This window comes from Ramlibacter sp. WS9 (genome assembly GCF_003797765.1).
Taxonomy (GTDB): domain Bacteria; phylum Pseudomonadota; class Gammaproteobacteria; order Burkholderiales; family Burkholderiaceae_C; genus Ramlibacter.
In genome coordinates, this window is record NZ_RKMB01000007.1 from 109730 (window position 1) to 126042 (window position 16313).

Consider the following 16313-nt stretch of genomic DNA (forward strand, 5'->3'; position numbering starts at 1 on the left):
CGCGCGGCTGAGCTTGCTCTATGCTGCGTTCGTGGAGATTCGAGACATTCGCCGAGCCCGCTGGGCTGCTGCCGCCGCGGGCGGCGTGGTCCTCTATGCGCTGGCCGGTTTCTGGGGCGTCCCGGCGCTGGTGCGCCACCAGGTCCCAAAGCTGATTCAACAAGAACTGGGCCGCAAGGCCACCCTTGGCGAAGTTCGCTTCAACCCCTTCACCCTGCGGCTGGAAGCCCGCGACGTCCGCCTCGATGAAGCCGGCGGAGCGCCGCTGCTGGGCATCGGCGAGCTGGCGGTGGAGATGCAATGGCGCTCCCTCGTTCGGCGCGCGTGGAGTTTCGCCGAGATTCGCATCCTGCGGCCCAATGCCAGCCTGGTGGTGGCGAAGGATGGCCGCTTCAACCTGGCCGAGTTGATCGCAACGTACAACGCCCGCCCGCGCGACCCGGGCGCCGACGCCGCCCTGCCGCGCCTGGTCATCGAGCAGTTCACGCTGGAAGAAGGCAAGGTCGACATGCAGGATCTGCGCGCCGGCTACGCCAACGTATTCACCCCCATTACCTTCACGCTGGCCAACTTCAGCACGCTGCCCGGGCAGAACGACGACTACACCCTGAGCGCCCAGTCCGCACGCGGCGGCAAGCTGCGCTGGAAGGGCCGCGCGTCGCTGGACCCGGTGCAGGCCAGCGGCGAGTTCGCGCTGGAGGACGGTTCGCTGCCGGACCTCGGTGCCTACCTCAAGCCTTACACGCACGCACGCGTCGCGGCGGGAAGCTTGTCTGCCACGTTGCCCTACACCTTCGCGTACGACCAAGGCAAATTCGACGCCCGGCTCGTGGGCGCGCGCCTGGCGTTGGCCGGCCTGGCGCTGTCGCGGGACGGCGACACCGACGCGTTCGCCGCGCTGTCGCAGCTGCAGGTCAGCGGCATCAACGTGGACCTCGTGCGTGCCGATGCCAGCCTGGGTGAGGTGCGCGCCGAAGGCGGCAAGCTGCGCGTAGTGCGCGACGCGAAGGGAGAACTCGACCTCGCGCGCCTGATGATCGAAGCGGCCGGTCCGGCCGCCGCGCCAAAGCCCGCGCCCGAAGCCCCGCCCCGCGACTGGAAGCTGACCGCGCTGAAGGTCGTGCTGGAGAAAGTTGCGATCGACGCTGTGGACCAAACCGTGCAGCCCGCGGTCTCGCTGGGAATCACCGCCGCCAGCCTGCAACTTCGTGCTGCCGCTTCCCAACAGCGGGGCGCGCTGCAGGTGGAAGTGGCCGATGCGGCGATGGTGCTGGACGGCATCTCGCTGGGCAGCGGGGGACAGTCCCCCATCAAGCTCGCGCGGCTGGGCTTTGCCGACGGCAAACTCGATCTCGCGGCCAGGCGTGCCTCCTTGGGTTCGCTGCGCGCGGAAGGCGGGCAACTGCTGGTCGAGCGCAACGACAAAGGCGCCGTCAATCTGCTGGCTTTGGTGCCTGGCGCGGGCGCCTCCAAGCCGACGCCAGCGCCCACCCCGCGCGGCGACGGCAGCCCGTGGACGGCCACGGCGGGCCGCATCGAACTCATCGGCTTCACCGCCGACGTGGCGGACCAAGGCAGCGGCGTCAAAGTCCGTGCCCACGAAATCGCGCTGCTGCTCGAAGGCGCGGGCACCGACCTGAAGCAGCCCGTCAAGTTCGACGGCAGCTTCGCCCTGCGCGAAGGCGGCAAGCTGGCTGCGAAGGGTCGCATCGTGCCCGCCAGTGGCGAGACGCAGGCCGACGTGCAGGTGAAGCAACTGGCGCTGGCACCGCTGCAGCCGCTGCTCGCGCAATTCGTGCGGCTGAATATCGCCGGCGGGCAGGTCAACGCGCAGGGCCGGCTGGCAACCGGCTCCGGGGTGGCCAAGAGCCCCACGCTGCGCTACGTGGGCGCCCTCGACGTGAACGGGCTCGTCCTGAACGAAGACGATGGCGACCTGTTCGCCTCGTGGAAAAGCGTGGCCGCACCCAAGCTCACCGCGACCCTGGGGCCGCAGGGGGTGGACATCCCCGAGCTGCGGGTGACTGGCGCCAACGCCAAGCTGATCATCGAGGACGACCGCAGTTTCAACGCGGCGCGGCTGCTGGTGAAGCCGCCCGCTGCGCCGGCACCCGCAGCGGCCGCATCGGCCCCCGCCACGCCGGCCACGGGCGACGACCTGAACATCCACGTTCGCCGTATCCGCCTGCAGGACGCCAAGCTCGACTTCGCCGATCTGAGCCTGCGCCCGCAATTTGCGGCCAAGATTTTCGAGTTGAACGGCGCCATCAATGGACTCTCGTCCGCGCGCGACACGCGCAGCCAGATCGAGCTGGATGGCCGCGTCGACGAATTTGGTTCGGCCCGGATCCGCGGCGAGCTGAACCCGTTCGCCCTTTCCAACAACACCGATGTCAACGTCGTCTTCAAGAACGTCGACATGGTCTCCGCATCGCCCTACAGCATGAAGTTCGCGGGCTACCGCATCGCTCAGGGAAAGATTTCACTGGACCTGGGGTACAAGATCCGCAACAGCCAGCTCGAGGGCGCGAACCAGATCGTCATCGACCAGCTGACGCTGGGCGAACGCGTGGACAGCCCCGATGCGCTCAAGCTGCCGTTGGAGCTGGCCATCGCCATCCTGAAGGACAACGACGGCCGCATCGACCTGGGCCTGCCGGTGTCGGGCGACATGAACGACCCGCAATTCAGCTACGGCGCGATCGTCTGGAAGGCCATCGGCAATGTGCTCGCGAAGATCGTCACCTCGCCTTTTCGCGCGCTGGGCGGGTTGCTGGGCGTCTCGGGCGACAAGCTCGAGTCCATCGACTTCGATGCGGGCAGCGCCAAGTTGCTGCCCCCTGAGCGGGAAAAGCTCAAGCAGATGGCGCAGATCCTGGCCAAGCGCGCGCAGCTCAAGCTCGCGGTGCCCGGTCATTACAGCGAAACCGCCGACGGCGCCGCGTTGCGCATGCGCGCCGTCCGGCTGGAGGTCGCGAAGCGCGCCGGCCTGAAGCTGGAAGCGGGCGAGGAGCCCGGCCCCATCGACGTCAATGACCGCGCGGTGCGCAAGGCGATGCGCGAGCTGTACGCCGAACGCTTCGGCGACGCCGAGCTGGACAAGGCAAAGAAGACCGCGGAGACCGCGGCGCCTGCGTCGCCGGGCGCTTCCGCTCCCGCGCCGGACAAGCTGCCGGTGTGGCAGCGCGTAACGAAGATGGTGCAGGGCGAGCCGCAGGTGGCGGACGCCGGGGCCTTCTATGCGCAATTGCAGCAGCGCCTGAACCAGAACCAGAAACTGGCGCCCGATGCGTTGGCGCAGCTGGGCGCACAGCGCGCCGAAGCTGTCGTCGCTGCGTTGAAAGAAGCGGGAGCGGATGCGGCGCGGGCCACGGCGGGCCCACCGGCGAATATCGAAGCCGCCGTGGGCAAGCCCGTTGCGCTCAAGCTCGAACTGGCTGCCCGCTAGCCACCGCTGCCCCGGTTCGCTCAGGCCTCAGGTTCTGATCAAGGTTGCCACCGAAATGTGGGGCCAATCGATGTTCAGGAAGTTCAGGATCACCGTCTGGGTGTACTGCAATTGCAGGAACTGCGTGCCGTCGGCGCGCTGCACCGTCTCGATCCAGAAGGTCGCGTCCATCCGCGTCGCGTTGGCGTTGACGGTCACAAACGGGATATTCACGATGCCGCCCACCGGAATCGAGGCCACCTCCAACACCACGGTGTTGACGATTTCCTGGTCCGCGATCGCGTCCACCAGCGCCTGGTTCATGTTCGACACATAGGCCTGCTTCATCCCGGGCGGCAGATTCGAGTGCAGATAGGGGTCCAGATAGCCCAACCCCACGGAGGCCATCCCGGGGCCTGTCGGCTTGGAGCTGACGGGCGCAATCTTGGGCGCATGAGAGACGGTGAAGCCCGTGCCTTGGGCCAGCAGCGAGTCGCCATGCGGAATGGTGGACTGGCGCACGATGCTTGCCGGCGCGGCAGGCGCTGTCGTGGCGGGCACGTTCAGCCAGATGCCGGGCTCGATGTGGATGCCCTCGTGGGTTTGCGCATCATTGACGCGCTGCAAATAGGTCAATCCGAAAATCCCGATGTCATCCTGCGCCGAGCCGCGATTGGGGACGACACCCCCGATCGAGTTGAACTGAAGCATCTCGGTGGTGGCATTGAGCATCAGACGGAACTTGGCATCGTGCTGCTTGTCGGGCAACGCGATCAAGTTGAACCCGCTTCCGGACCACGTGCCGGCAAGCTCGGCAAGCGGCCCCAAAGGGGAAGAAGGTTGGTTTCGCGGCTGGGCAGCGCGCAGGGGAGACGAGACGCTCATGGGATGGTTCCTCCTGGTTTATTGACTGTCGAGACCCGACGTGTGGTCGGGTCCGGGGCATCGTAGGAGGAATCGAAGAGGACTGCCTCCCCAACTTGCAGGAGGAAACGGGAAATCGCGGCCTTCTACGCGATCACTGCTTTCTCGATCACCCGGTCATCCCCCAGCACGATCAGCGAGAACAGCAATTCGTCCAGGCTGCCCGCCTGCGCCGTCTTGCGCGCGAGCAAGGGCGTCGCGGCCGGGTCCAGCACCACGAAGTCCGCCTCGCAACCCGGCTGCAGGTTGCCGACCACGCCATCCAGCCCCAGCGCCCGCGCCGCACCCGCCGTGTGCTGCCACCACAGGTCCTGCGGCGACAGCGACACGCCCTTCTTGGTCTGGCCCTCGCGCCCCACGTAATACGCGGCCAGCATCGTGTGAAATGGGCTGAAGCTGGTGCCGCCGCCCACGTCGCTGGCCAGGCCGTACTTGAAGCCCGCGCGCTGCGCCGCTTCGTAGTCGAAGAAGCCGCTGCCCAGGAACAGGTTGCTCGTGGGACTGACCGCCGCCGCCGCGCCGGTGCTGCGCATCAAGGCGCGGTCTTCGTCGTCGAAATGGATGCAGTGCGCGTAGATGGCGCGATCCCGCATCAAGCCGAAGTCGTCGTAGATGGCCAGGTAGCTGCGCGACTTCGGGAACAGCTCGCGCGCCCACTTGATCTCGTCCAGGTTCTCGGCCACGTGCGACTGCACCCAGACATCCGGGTACTTCGCCGCCAGCTCGCCCGCGCCGCGCAATTGCGCTTCGCTGCAACTCGGCGCGAAGCGCGGCGTGATGGCATACCCTAGGCGGCCATTGCCGTGCCACTGGCGGATCAGCGTTTCGGTGTCGACGAGGGACTGCTCGGTCTCGTCGCGCACGCCGTCGGGCGAGTGGCGGTCCTGCAATACCTTGCCGGCGATGAGGCGCATGCCGCGCTTTTGCGCTTCTGCCATCAGCGCATTCACTGAAGAAGGATGCGAGGTCGCGAAGGCCAGCGCAGTGGTCACGCCATGCCGCAGCAACTCGTCGAGGAAGAAGGTCGCCAGCTCCACCGCGTGCGCTTCATCGGCGAAGCGCGACTCATGCGGAAACGTGTAGTTCTCCAGCCAGGGCAGCAGGCCCGCGGCGGGCGAGCCGATCACGTCGGTCTGCGGGAAATGGATGTGCAGGTCGATGAAGCCCGGCGCGATGATGCGGCCAGGCAGGTGTTCGACGGCGACGCCGGGGAAGTTGGGCGCCAGCGCGGCATAGTCGCCGACGGCGCGGACGACTTGCCGGCCCGAGGCATCGGGGCCAATGACCAGCAGGCCGTCCTTCTCATAAACCGCCGACTGGTCGTCGGCAAAACGCAGGATCGCTGAACGATAGGCTTTCATCCTGCCTATTTTGCGATCTTTCCCTGCACGCCCGATACGAGAAAGTTCATAGACAGTATCTGTTCGTCCGTCATCGCCTGGCCTTGGGCCAGCACCGGTTTGCCTTCGTTGTCCTCTATCGCCCCGGAAAAGGGCTTGAGCTTGCCGGAGGCGATATCTTTCTGCCGAGCCAGCACCTCGTCCTGCACGGCCTTCGGCACCTTGGGCCCGAAGTCGCCGACGCGGATCATGCCTTCCTTGACGCCGCCCCACGTGCTGCCGCTGGCCCATTTGCCGTCCAGCAGGGCCTGCGTGCGGCGCTTGTAGTAGTCGCCCCACTGGTGCGTCACCGCGACGATCTGCGCATCCGGTCCGGCCTTGCGCATGTCCGAGTGATAGGCCACCGCCATCTTGCCGCGCTCCTGCGCAGCGGTCATCACAGCCGTCGAGCCGGTGTGGAAGGCGATGACGTCCACGTCCTGGTTGAACAAAGTCATGGCCGCGTCTCGCTCGCGCGGCGGGTCGAACCAGGCGTTGAGCCACACGACCTTGACCTGCGCCTTCGGGTCGACCGAGCGCATGCCCAGCGTGAATGCGTTGATGCCTTGCAGCACTTCAGGAATAGGGAAACCGGCAACGTAGCCCGCGACGTGCGTCTTGGTCATGCGGCCTGCCGCGATGCCGGCCAGGTAACGGCCTTCGTAGTAACGGGCGTTGGCCGTCGCCACGTTCGCCGCCGTCTTGTACCCGGTGATCGATTCGAACTTCACATCCGGAAAGTCTTTCGCCACCTTGAGCGTGGGCTCCATGTAGCCGAAGCTGGGTGTGAAGATGAGTTTGTGGCCGGTTGCGGCCAGGTCGCGGATCACGCGCTCGGCGTCCGGGCCTTCCGGCACGTTCTCGATGTACGTGGTCTTGACCTTGCCGGCGAGCGCGGCTTCGACGGCTTTGCGGCCTTCTTCATGCTGCCGGACCCAGCCGGCCTCGGTGATGGGCGCGACATAGACAAAGCCGACCTTGGGCGGGTCGTTGGATTGCGAAAAAGCGGGAGATAAAAAACAGGCGGCCACGACAGTGGCAACGAGGTTTTTGTACATGGTGGTCCTCTACATGGCCCCGGACAATGAAAAACGCCGCTGCGGGGCACAGCGGCGGTATGGATTTTACCGCTCTACGCGAACGCCGCGAAGGTTGCGTCCAGCAACTCGTAGTACGCGTCCTTCTGCTTCGCGTCGATGAAGCTCGCCTCGAAGCTGTTCTTCGCCAGCTGGTAGGCATGCTGCGCCGTCATGCCGGTCGCCGCGAAGGTCTGCAGGAAGTTGTCGTTCATATAGCCGCCGAAATACGCCGGGTCGTCGGAGTTGACGGTGGCGCACAGTCCGGCGTCCAGCAGCTCGCGCAGGTTGTGGTCGGCCAGTTGGGGGAACACGCACAGCTTCAGGTTGGACAGCGGGCACACGGTGAGCGGCACGCGTTCTTTTGCGAGCCGCTGCATCAACGCCGGGTCCTTGGTCGACTGCACGCCGTGGTCGATGCGTTCGACCTTCAGCAGGTCCAGCGCCGTCCAGATGTAGGCCGGCGGGCCCTCTTCACCGGCATGCGCCACCAGATGCAGGCCCAGCTCGCGGCAGCGTGCGAACACACGCGCGAACTTCTCCGGGGGATGGCCGAGTTCGCTGGAGTCCAGCCCCACACCGATGAACTTGCCGCGAAACGGCAGCGCCTGCTCCAGCGTCTCGAAGGCTTCCTCTTCGCTCAGGTGCCGCAGGAAACACAGGATCAGCGAGGCGTCGACGCCGAGTTCGAGCCTGGCCTGGGTGCAGGCGCGGTGCAGGCCATCGATCACCGTCTCCATGCTCACGCCACGCGCGGTATGCGTCTGCGGGTCGAAGAACAGCTCGGCGTGCACGACATTGTCGGCAGCGGCCCGCTCCAGGTAGGCCCAGGCCATGTCGTAGAAGTCCTGCTCCTTGAGCAGCACACTCGCGCCCGCGTAGTAGATGTCGAGGAAGCTTTGCAGGTTGGTGAATGCGTAGGCCTTGCGCAACTCCTCTACGCTGGCGTAGGGGATCTGCACACCGTTGCGCGCCGCCAGCGCGAAGATCAGCTCGGGCTCGAGCGAGCCTTCGATGTGGATGTGCAGCTCGGCCTTGGGCATACGGCGCAGCAGCTCGGGCAGGCGCTCGGCAGGAATGGCTTTCACGGGTTTGGACATGGGGACCTCGTCATGGGCGCAAAAGTCGAAGCTTAACTTCGCGGCCGGCGCCTCTTGAATTGCTACGCGTCCGGGTGTAAAAAGAATTGTCGCTGCCTCTGCAGACGCGAGGCAGCTTACGTCAACGTATGGGTCGCTGCGCGCTTGCGCGCAAGGGAGGTCAATCATGGACACTCTCCTGGGTTTGCGTACGTGGAAGTGGCGTGAAACCGACTGGACCGCTGCGGCGGTTTCGGGTTTCGCGGCCGGTGCGGTGTTGATGGTGCTGGACCTGGTCTGGTCGGCCTTCTTCAACGCGGGCGGCCCGTGGCAAACCTCGCACATGATCGCGCCGATCTTCACCGGGGCCCACAACCTGCCGTCGTCCAGCTACCAGTTCAGCCTCGGGGTCGTCGCCGTCGCCCTGGTGATCCACTATGCACTGGGCATCGTCTTCGGCCTGATCATGGCCGCGGTGCTCGTGCAACTCCGCCTGGACTCGTCGCCGGGCATCGCCACGGTGGCAGGTGCGAGCATGGGCTGCGCGCTCTACCTGATCAATTTCGACCTCCTGACCGTCTTCTTCCCCTGGCTGATTTCACTGCGCGGCGTTGCGACGGTCGCGGCGCACGTGGTCTTCGGCGTCGTGGCGGCCCTGCTCTACTGCAGGCTCAAGAGGGTGGCCCCGGAGCACTGAGCCATGGCAATCGCAATCGCGCTTGTCCTGCTGGCCCTCGGCTCGGTCCTGTTTCACTTCCTGAGTCCCTGGTACTTCACACCCATTGCTTCCAACTGGCACACCATCGACACCACGATCGCCATCACCTTCTGGGTGACGGGGGTCGTCTTCGTCGCGCTGAGCGTGTTCATGGCATGGGCGCTGATCCGCTACCGCCACCGAGAGGGCGGCCGCGCGACGTACCAGCCGGAGAACAAGAAGCTCGAGTGGTGGCTGCTGGTCGTCACGGCGGGCGGCGTGGCCGCCATGCTGGCGCCGGGCTTGCTGGTCTGGGCGGATGTCATCCATGTGCCGCAGAACGCCCAGGTCGTGGAGGCCGTCGCCCAGCAATGGCACTGGAGCTATCGCCTGCCCGGCAAGGACGGCAAGCTGGGTACTGTGCACTCTCGTTTCGTGAACGATGCCAACCCCTTCGGGATGAATCCGGCCGATGCCCACGGAAGCGACGACGTGCTGTTGGCCAGCCCGGAGCTGCATCTGCCGCTCGGCCAGCCGGTCAAGATCCTGCTTCGCTCCAAGGACGTGCTGCACAACTTCGCGGTGGCGCAACTGCGCGTCAAGATGGACCTGGTGCCGGGCATGGTGACGTATACATGGTTCACGCCCATACGGACGGGATCGTTCGACCTGCTGTGCCAGGAACTGTGCGGCGTCGGGCATTTCGCCATGCGCGGCAGTATCGTGGTGGAGGAGCCCGCCGCTTACCAGGCCTGGCTGGCCCGCCAGCCGACTTTTGCGCAGACGCAGGCCCGCGCGCCCGGCAATGCCGTGGCCGGCGGGGCCGCGTATGCGGTCTGTGCGGCCTGCCATGGCACCAAGGGCGAAGGCAATCTTGCGCTGAATGCGCCAAGGCTCAGTGGCCAGGGCACCTGGTACCTGGAGCGGCAGCTGCGGCTGTTCAAGCAAGGACAGCGCGGCACGCACGACAAGGATGCGTTCGGCAAGATGATGGCGCCCATGGCCGCCACGCTGGCCGACGATGCCGCCATTGCCGATGTCTCGGCCTACATCGCGGCCCTGCCGGACGCGCGGGTCGCGGCAACGATCCAGGGCAATGTGGACGCGGGCCGGCGGCTTTACGCGACATGTGCCGCCTGCCACGGTGCCGACGGACGGGGCATCGCGGCGACCAACGCGCCCAGGCTCCAGGGCATGAGCGACTGGTACATGGCCAGGCAGCTGAAGAATTTCAGGGACGGTGTCCGCGGCGCGCATGCGCAGGACATCTACGGAGCGCAGATGGCGCTGGTGGCCGGGATGCTCACGGACGATGCCGCCGTGGGCGACGTCCTGGCTTACCTCAACTCGCGGTGACGCCGAACCGGGGAGCGTTCGATGGCCAATCATGTTGCGCACGACGAATCGGACTTCGCCCCGCCGGCGGAAGTGGCGGAAGTCGAGCTGTACCACGCGAAGACGTTCATCGGCAAATACGTCTGGAGCCAGGACGCGAAGGTGATCGCGATCCAGTACGCGGTGACGGCGATCGGGATCGGGCTGGTGGCGCTGGTGTTCTCCTGGCTGATGCGGCTGCAGCTCGGCTTCCCGAACCGCTTCGACTTCATCACCCCCAGCAGCTACCTGCAGCTGGTCAGCATGCACGGGATGATCATGGTGATCTACCTGCTGACCGCATTGTTTCTGGGCGGCTTCGGCAACTACCTGATCCCGCTGATGGTCGGAGCCCGCGACATGGTGTTCCCTTACGCGAACATGGTCAGCTACTGGCTCTACCTGCTCGCGGTCATCCTGCTCGTCGCCAGCCTCTTCGTGCCCGGAGGGCCGACGGGCGCGGGCTGGACGCTGTACCCGCCGCAGGCGATCCTGGACGGCACACCGGGCGCGCGGTGGGGCATCATCCTCATGCTCGTGTCGCTGGGCGTCTTCGTCGTCGGCTTTACCATGGGCGGCCTGAACTACGTGGTCACGGTGCTGCAGGCCCGCACGCGGGGCATGACGATGATGCGCCTGCCGCTGACGGTGTGGGGCATCTTCATGGCCACCATCCTGGCGCTGCTGGCATTTCCGGCCTTGTTCGTCAGCGCCATCATGATGCTGCTGGACCAGACGCTGGGCACCAGCTTCTTCATGCCCTCGCTGGTCTCCAAGGGCCGGCAACTGGACTACTCGGGCGGCAGCCCGCTGCTGTTTCAGCACCTGTTCTGGTTCTTCGGCCACCCCGAGGTCTACATCGTGGCGCTGCCCGCCTTCGGCATCGTGTCCGACCTCATCAGCACCCATGCGCGCAAGAACATCTTCGGCTACCGCATGATGGTCTGGGCGATCCTGATCATCGGCGGCTTGAGCTTCGTCGTGTGGGCCCACCACATGTATGTCAGCGGCATGAACCCGTACTTCGGCTTCTTCTTTGCCACGACCACGCTGATCATCGCGGTCCCCACCGCCATCAAGGTCTACAACTGGGTGCTGACGCTGTGGCGCGGCAACATCCACTTCACGGTTCCGATGCTGTTCGCGATCGCGTTCATCTTCACCTTCGTCAATGGCGGCCTGACGGGCTTGTTCCTGGGCAATGTGGTGGTGGACCTGCCGCTGTCGGACACGATGTTCGTCGTCGCCCATTTCCACATGGTGATGGGGATCGCGCCGGTGCTGGTGGTGTTCGGGGCGATCTACCACTGGTACCCGAAGATCACCGGGCGCATGCTGGACGACACGCTGGGCAAGATCCACTTCTGGGTGACTTTCATCGGCACCTACGCGATCTTCTACCCGATGCACTACCTGGGTTTCATGGGCGTGCCGCGCCGGTATTACGCGATAGGCGGCACGAACTTCATCCCCGACTCGGCCCACTCGCTGAACGCGGCGATCTCCATCGCGGCCTTCGTCGTCGGCGCGGCGCAGATGGTGTTCCTCTACAACCTGGTGTCCAGCTATTTCAGGGGCAAGCCGGCGGGCGGCAACCCATGGCACGCGACAACGTTGGAGTGGCAGACGCCGCAGACGCCGCCCAAGCATGGGAACTTCGGCAAGGAACTGCCGGTGGTCTATCGATGGGCCTATGACTATGGCGTTCCGGGCCTCAAGACCGACTTCATCCCGCAGAACGTTCCACCCGCCGAGGTCGCGGCCGAAGCCTGGGTCCCAGGCGCGCAGCCGGCAGGGAGGGTGGCGACATGACCATCGGCTTGGTGTTCCTCACGCTGTTGATGGCGGTGATCGTGTGGTGGCTGTTCCGCCAGACCATCAACGTGCAGCCGTGGCAGGCACAGGCCGCGGTTCACGAAGCCGCCACGGCCCGGCCGCCGGCCAAGACGGCGCTGTGGGTGTTCCTCGCCGTCGCGACGTCGCTGTTCGTGCTCTTCGTCAGCGCCTATGCGATGCGGCTGGGTCTGGCGGACTGGAGCCCCTTGCCCCGGCCCAGGCTGCTCATGCTGAACACCGCCATCCTGGCCTGCGCCAGCCTGGCCATGGAATGGACGGCTCACGCCGCACGACGCGGCGACACTGACACCGTGCGGCGGGGCCTGGGCGTCGGCGGCATTCTGACGTTGAGCTTCCTGGCCGGGCAGCTCGTCGTCTGGAAGCAACTGAACGACGCGGGGTACATCGTCACGACCGACGCCGCGGCTTCCTTTTTCTACCTGTTCACGGCGGTGCACGGTGCGCACGTGCTCGGCGGCCTCGTGGCGTGGGTTCGTGCCGCTGCACGAACCTGGGGCCGTCCGGATCCGGCCCGGCTCAGGCTGGTCGTCGAACTGTGCGCCACCTACTGGCACTACCTTCTCGCCGTCTGGGTGGTGCTGTATGCGCTGCTCGTGTCGAGTGAACTCGGGCTGGCGATCTGCTCTTCGGCGCCCTTGTGAACGACCCGCTCGAACAAGAACCAGGAGCGAAAGACCATGACGCCCCCCGAAGCAAGCGGTACTGCGGAACTGCTCCCCCGAACCGGAGCCTGGCAAGGCATCGTCGCGGACGTGTCCTCGGACCAGCGGCTCTTCAAGGACGTGCCGTGGGGCAAGCCGATGATGTGGATCTTCCTGCTCAGCGATACGTTCATCTTCGGCAGCTTCCTGATCTCGTACATGACCGTGCGCGCGTCCACCACCGTGCCCTGGCCCAATCCGAGCGAGGTGTTCTCGCTGATGATGTTCGGCAAGAACGTGCCCCTGCTGCTGATCGCCATCATGACCTTCGTCCTGATCAGCAGCAGCGGCACGATGGCCCTGGCGGTGAATTACGGATACCGGCGCGACCGCAGGGTGACCTTCGGGTTGCTGCTGGCGACGGCCGCCCTGGGCGCGACCTTCGTCGGCATGCAGGCGTTCGAGTGGTCCAAGCTGATTTCGGAAGGTGTACGCCCCTGGAGCAACCCCTGGGGCGCGGCCCAGTTCGGTTCGTCGTTTTTCATGATCACCGGTTTCCACGGCACGCACGTGACGATCGGCGTGATCTTCCTGGTCATCGTGGCGCTCAAGGTGCTGCGCGGAGACCTCGACTTGCAACGGCCGGGCTTCCTGACCGGCCGCAGGGGCAACTACGAGATCGTGGAGATCATGGGCCTGTACTGGCACTTCGTGGACCTGGTCTGGGTCTTCATCTTCGCGTTCTTCTATCTCTGGTAGGACATGGAGCAGCACATGGAACACGCAGAACAGCACGCCGCGCCGGTCGAGGCGCAGCCTGTGCCGCATGCCCACGGCCAACAGCACCCGCTGGGGATCTATTTCAAGATCTGGGGCCTGCTGTTCGTACTCAGCCTGGCGTCCTACCTGGTCGACTATTTCCACTTCCAGGGGATGCTGCGATGGTCGCTGATCATCGTGTTCATGCTGCTGAAGGCGGGCCTGATCGTGGCCGTCTTCATGCACATGCTGTGGGAGCGGCTGGCGCTGGTTTACGCCATCCTGGTGCCGCCGCTGCTGCTGATCGTGCTGTTGGGAATCGGGGCTCTCGAAGCCGACTACACGTTCCTGACGCGAGGCGCGCTCTTCGCCCCGGTGGCCGAGCAGCCACCGGCAGCGCATTGATGGATGGCGGCAATCACGGGGAGTTAACCATGTACAGACGCATCTACTGGCTGTTGCCCGATCTGGAAAGTGCGCAGCGCACGATGGACGACCTGCTGCTGGCTCGCATCGCCATGAGCCGAATCCATTTTGTCGCCCGCGAAGGTTCCGACATGTCGGGCCTGCATTCCGCCAATGTGCTGCAGACGTCGGACGTCGTCCGGTCGGCCCAGATGGGCCTGATCATCGGCGCCGGGGTGGGCGCCTTGCTCGGCGCCCTCGTCGCGGTCTACTACCCGATCGTCGGCGACAGCCCGCAATGGGGCCTGGCCGCCGCGCTCGCCGTTGCCGGTGCGCTCTTCGGCACCTGGGCGTCAACCATGATCGGCGTCTCCACGCCGAGCAAGCGGCTGGCGCGCTTCACTCCTCAGATAGAGCAGGGGCAGATCCTGCTGATGGTCGACGTGCACATGTGGCGCGTCGAGGCCGTCGAGGCACGGCTGCGGGCTCTGCACCCCGAAGCGCACCTCGAGGGCACCGATCCAGACATCCCCGCCTTCCCCTGAGGAGGAGCGTCCTTCTTACTTCTTGTCGCCGCCCGGCACCTTGCCTTCGACGCCCTTCACATACCAGTTGATGCCGCCCAGGAACTCGTCGTCGGCGACCTTGTCCTTGGCCAGCATTTCCTTGCCGGCGCTGTTGGCGATCGGGCCCTTCCAGATCGAGAAGCTGCCGTCCTTCAGGCCGGCCTTGATCTCGTCGATCTTCTTCTTGGTGTCGTCCGGCACGTCGGCGGCAACGGACACCATGTCGATCGAGCCTTCCTTGACGCCCCACCAGATCTTGGTCGGCGAGGTCTTCCACTTGCCGTCCAGCGCTTCACGCACGGCCGACACGTAGTACGGCGCCCAGTTGATGATGGCCGAGCCCAGGTGGGCCTTGGGGCCGTAGGACGTCATGTCGCTGTCCCAGCCGAAGGCGCGCTTGCCCATCTTCTCTGCCGTCTGCAGCACGGCCGACGAATCGGTGTTCTGCATCAGCACATCGGCGCCGCCGTTGATCAGCGAGGTGGCGGCTTCGGTTTCCTTCGGCGGGTTGAACCACTCGTTCACCCACACCACCTTGGTCTTGACCTTGGGGTTGACCGACTGGGCGCCCAGCGTGAAGCTGTTGATGTTGCGCACGACTTCCGGGATCGGGATCGACGCGACCACGCCCAGCGTGTTGGTCTTGGTCATCTTGCCCGCGATCACGCCGGCCATGTACGCGCCTTCATAGGTGCGGCTGTCGTAGGCACGCAGGTTCTCGGCATTCTTGTAGCCGGTGGCGTGCTCGAACTTCACGTCCTTGCTGTCGGCGGCGACCTTCAGCATGGGCTCCATGTAGCCGAAGGTGGTACCGAAGATCAGCTTGTTGCCCTGCCCCACCATGTCGCGGATGACGCGCTCGGCGTCGGCCGATTCCGGCACTTTTTCGACGTAGCTGGTGACGACCTTGTCGCCGAATTCCTTTTCCACCGCCTTGCGGCCGTTGTCGTGGGCGAAGGTCCAGCCGCCGTCGCCGACCGGGCCGACGTAGGCAAAGGCGATCTTCAGCGGATCGGGCTTGGGTGCGGGAGCGGGGGCCGACGCCACCGGCGCCGCAGCGGGAGCCGCGGGCTTGGGAGCCTCCGTCTTGCTGCAACCCGCCAGGGCGGCGGCAGCCAGCGCGGACAGCGCCGCGAGCTTCAGCATCGAACGTTTCTTCATGTCTGTCATGGGAGTCCTTCTCCTGGGGTTGAAAGCGAAAAGCGTGATTATGAGCCGGGATAAAACGGCTTGCCCAGGGAGGCCGGCATGTTGATCCGGATCCAGGCGGGGTTGCGGGAAATAAGGGCGAGCACCACGATGGTGGCGATATAGGGCAGCATGGTGAGGAACTGGCTGGGGATGTCCACACCGATGCCCTGGAAGTGGAACTGCAGCATCGTGACGCCCCCGAACAGGTAAGCACCAAGCAACACGCGTGCCGGGCGCCAGGTGGCGAAGGTCGTCAGCGCCAGCGCGATCCAGCCCTTGCCGGCGACCATGCCCTCGACCCACAGCGGCGTGTAGACCACGGCGATGTAGGCACCGGCCAGGCCGCACAGCGCGCCACCGGCGACGACCGCCGCCAGGCGGATACGCCGCACCGGGTAGCCCAACGCGTGAGCTGAATCCGGCGACTCGCCCACCGAGCGCAACACCAGCCCGGTGCGCGAACGGTAGAGGAACCAGATCAGCCAGGCCACCAGCGCGATGGCCAGGTAGACCATGGGGTGCTGGCGGAACAGCGCCGGGCCGATGAGCGGGATGTCGCCCAGCAGCGGAATGGCGAAGTGCGGCCGCTCGGGCAGCTTCTCCTGCACGTAGGCAATACCGGCGAAGGCCGAGAAGCCGGCGCCGAACAGGCTGAGGGCCAGGCCGGTGGCGTACTGGTTGGTGTTGAGCCAGATGACGAGCACGCCGAAGATGGCGGCCAGCAGCGCGCCCGCGCCCATGCCGGCCGCGAAACCCAGCCAGTCGTTGCCGGTGTGGACCACGGTGGCGAAGCCGGCGATGGCCGCGCACAGCATCATCCCTTCGGCGCCGAGGTTGACGATGCCGGCTTTCTCATTGATGAGCAGGCCCAGGGCGGCGATGGCCAGCACGGTGCCGGCGTTGAGCGTGGCCGCGAAAAGCAGTGCGTAGGAATCCAT

14 protein-coding genes are annotated in these 16313 nt (G+C 65.7%); 8 read left to right on the forward strand and 6 right to left on the reverse strand.

Features of this window, described 5'->3' with window-relative positions:
* The first annotated feature begins 31 nt into the window (after positions 1 to 31).
* The gene (locus EEB15_RS13195) at positions 32 to 3448 is read left to right on the forward strand and encodes a DUF748 domain-containing protein (protein ID WP_141510446.1); all 3417 of its coding nucleotides are present in this window, start codon (positions 32 to 34) and stop codon (positions 3446 to 3448) included.
* Between the two features lie 27 nt (positions 3449 to 3475).
* On the opposite strand, the gene EEB15_RS13200 is transcribed toward EEB15_RS13195, so the two are convergent.
* From EEB15_RS13200 to EEB15_RS13215, 4 genes are all read right to left on the reverse strand, one after another.
* On the reverse strand, positions 3476 to 4312 hold the full coding sequence (locus tag EEB15_RS13200) for a heme-binding protein (protein WP_141510327.1): 837 nt from the start codon (positions 4310 to 4312) through the stop codon (positions 3476 to 3478).
* A 125-nt stretch (positions 4313 to 4437) separates the two neighbouring features.
* Positions 4438 to 5712: a guanine deaminase gene (gene guaD, locus EEB15_RS13205; RefSeq protein WP_141510328.1), complete on the reverse strand. Its 1275-nt coding sequence runs from the start codon at positions 5710 to 5712 to the stop codon at positions 4438 to 4440.
* A 5-nt stretch (positions 5713 to 5717) separates the two neighbouring features.
* The gene (locus tag EEB15_RS13210; RefSeq protein ID WP_141510329.1) at positions 5718 to 6788 is read right to left on the reverse strand and encodes a BMP family ABC transporter substrate-binding protein; all 1071 of its coding nucleotides are present in this window, start codon (positions 6786 to 6788) and stop codon (positions 5718 to 5720) included.
* Positions 6789 to 6862: 74 nt separating this feature from the next.
* Positions 6863 to 7906 (reverse strand): adenosine deaminase, encoded by a 1044-nt coding sequence (locus EEB15_RS13215; protein WP_141510330.1) that lies wholly within the window; start codon positions 7904 to 7906, stop codon positions 6863 to 6865.
* A 166-nt stretch (positions 7907 to 8072) separates the two neighbouring features.
* Here EEB15_RS13215 and EEB15_RS13220 point away from each other — a divergent pair, with 166 nt between their 5' ends.
* Genes EEB15_RS13220 through EEB15_RS13250 form a run of 7 tightly spaced genes read left to right on the forward strand, consistent with a single transcriptional unit; the run spans position 8073 to position 14163 of the window.
* Complete coding sequence (locus EEB15_RS13220; protein ID WP_141510331.1) at positions 8073 to 8582, forward strand: hypothetical protein; 510 nt, start codon at positions 8073 to 8075, stop codon at positions 8580 to 8582.
* A gap of 3 nt (positions 8583 to 8585) precedes the next feature.
* Positions 8586 to 9938, forward strand: a complete 1353-nt coding sequence (locus EEB15_RS13225; RefSeq protein WP_141510332.1) for a c-type cytochrome — start codon at positions 8586 to 8588, stop codon at positions 9936 to 9938.
* A gap of 21 nt (positions 9939 to 9959) precedes the next feature.
* A complete protein-coding gene (locus EEB15_RS13230; protein ID WP_141510333.1) occupies positions 9960 to 11768 on the forward strand; it encodes a cbb3-type cytochrome c oxidase subunit I in 1809 nt (602 codons plus the stop codon).
* Positions 11765 to 12454 carry a cytochrome c oxidase subunit 3 gene (locus EEB15_RS13235; protein WP_141510334.1) on the forward strand — a complete coding sequence of 230 codons (690 nt, stop codon included), beginning with the start codon at positions 11765 to 11767 and terminating at the stop codon, positions 12452 to 12454. The genes EEB15_RS13230 and EEB15_RS13235 overlap by 4 nt, the downstream gene beginning before the upstream one ends.
* Positions 12455 to 12490: 36 nt before the next feature.
* Complete coding sequence (locus EEB15_RS13240) at positions 12491 to 13213, forward strand: heme-copper oxidase subunit III family protein (protein WP_141510335.1); 723 nt, start codon at positions 12491 to 12493, stop codon at positions 13211 to 13213.
* Between the two features lie 15 nt (positions 13214 to 13228).
* Complete coding sequence (locus tag EEB15_RS13245) at positions 13229 to 13618, forward strand: cytochrome C oxidase subunit IV family protein (RefSeq protein WP_199236524.1); 390 nt, start codon at positions 13229 to 13231, stop codon at positions 13616 to 13618.
* Positions 13619 to 13647: 29 nt separating this feature from the next.
* Entirely contained in the window at positions 13648 to 14163 is a 516-nt protein-coding gene (locus EEB15_RS13250) for a DUF1269 domain-containing protein (RefSeq protein WP_141510336.1), read from the forward strand.
* A 15-nt stretch (positions 14164 to 14178) separates the two neighbouring features.
* Here the strand turns inward: EEB15_RS13250 and EEB15_RS13255 are convergent, their stop codons facing one another.
* A complete protein-coding gene (locus EEB15_RS13255) occupies positions 14179 to 15354 on the reverse strand; it encodes a BMP family ABC transporter substrate-binding protein (RefSeq protein WP_141510337.1) in 1176 nt (391 codons plus the stop codon).
* A gap of 38 nt (positions 15355 to 15392) precedes the next feature.
* Positions 15393 to 16313, reverse strand: a complete 921-nt coding sequence (locus EEB15_RS13260; RefSeq protein ID WP_141510338.1) for an ABC transporter permease — start codon at positions 16311 to 16313, stop codon at positions 15393 to 15395.

Bases quoted from the DNA above. Each gene is read 5' to 3' on its own strand.
- EEB15_RS13200 (WP_141510327.1), bottom strand. From the start codon at position 4,312: ATGAGCGTCTCGTCTCCCCTGCGCGCTGCCCAGCCGCGAAACCAACCT.
- guaD (WP_141510328.1), bottom strand. From the start codon at position 5,712: ATGAAAGCCTATCGTTCAGCGATCCTGCGTTTTGCCGACGACCAGTCG.
- EEB15_RS13210 (WP_141510329.1), bottom strand. From the start codon at position 6,788: ATGTACAAAAACCTCGTTGCCACTGTCGTGGCCGCCTGTTTTTTATCT.
- EEB15_RS13215 (WP_141510330.1), bottom strand. From the start codon at position 7,906: ATGTCCAAACCCGTGAAAGCCATTCCTGCCGAGCGCCTGCCCGAGCTG.
- EEB15_RS13220 (WP_141510331.1), top strand. From the start codon at position 8,073: ATGGACACTCTCCTGGGTTTGCGTACGTGGAAGTGGCGTGAAACCGAC.
- EEB15_RS13225 (WP_141510332.1), top strand. From the start codon at position 8,586: ATGGCAATCGCAATCGCGCTTGTCCTGCTGGCCCTCGGCTCGGTCCTG.
- EEB15_RS13230 (WP_141510333.1), top strand. From the start codon at position 9,960: ATGGCCAATCATGTTGCGCACGACGAATCGGACTTCGCCCCGCCGGCG.
- EEB15_RS13235 (WP_141510334.1), top strand. From the start codon at position 11,765: ATGACCATCGGCTTGGTGTTCCTCACGCTGTTGATGGCGGTGATCGTG.
- EEB15_RS13240 (WP_141510335.1), top strand. From the start codon at position 12,491: ATGACGCCCCCCGAAGCAAGCGGTACTGCGGAACTGCTCCCCCGAACC.
- EEB15_RS13245 (WP_199236524.1), top strand. From the start codon at position 13,229: ATGGAACACGCAGAACAGCACGCCGCGCCGGTCGAGGCGCAGCCTGTG.
- EEB15_RS13250 (WP_141510336.1), top strand. From the start codon at position 13,648: ATGTACAGACGCATCTACTGGCTGTTGCCCGATCTGGAAAGTGCGCAG.
- EEB15_RS13255 (WP_141510337.1), bottom strand. From the start codon at position 15,354: ATGACAGACATGAAGAAACGTTCGATGCTGAAGCTCGCGGCGCTGTCC.
- EEB15_RS13260 (WP_141510338.1), bottom strand. From the start codon at position 16,313: ATGGATTCCTACGCACTGCTTTTCGCGGCCACGCTCAACGCCGGCACC.